Source organism: Chitinophaga agrisoli, from assembly GCF_008386695.1.
Lineage (GTDB): Bacteria > Bacteroidota > Bacteroidia > Chitinophagales > Chitinophagaceae > Chitinophaga > Chitinophaga agrisoli.
This window is the reverse complement of the sequence record NZ_VUOC01000102.1, coordinates 1-480: the sequence shown is the minus strand read 5'-3', so window position 1 is coordinate 480 and position 480 is coordinate 1. Positions and strand designations below refer to the sequence as shown.

At 39.2% G+C, this 480-nt stretch carries 1 protein-coding gene; it reads right to left on the bottom strand.

Annotated elements, in window-relative coordinates; all coding sequences use genetic code 11:
* Nucleotides 1-250 (bottom strand): hypothetical protein (locus F0L74_RS34435; protein WP_213087180.1); only part of this gene is annotated, 250 nt, incomplete at its 3' end.
* Between the last annotated feature and the right edge of the window lie 230 nt (nt 251-480).

Here is a 480-nt window from a genome sequence, read left to right as displayed (position 1 = left end):
GTTTGATAAGGGCAACAATTTCGACTTGTGTTCGGCTTTCACGTTCGCAGACCTGGCCGGGGGTCTGCCCATCTTCCACATTAACCCTAATGACCAACGCACAGCGCAGTGGTTGTCTAAAGATCTGACCCTGCTGCACATTTACGAGAGAGAGCACATCTTCGGAAAGAGGAACTGGCTGGCGAGGTCCTTCATCAGCAGAACACTCTGCGACTTCGGTTGCCACCACTGAGCGACTTTTCTCCAACATAATATTCTATTTCGCAAATACTTTTCGACATATGGCCTTTTCGCATTAAAAGTGTACAATTTTCAAAAATATATAAATATATGCGGAATCATTTGGTATCACTAGTATTTTTCTCATAAATACTGTCAAAAGAGCGTAGTTTAGTTTTAGTTTACTTATGTTTCGACTATTATTCACAAAATTAATACATAATTTTATCTTACTTTAAAAGACAGATAATGTAACTGGTA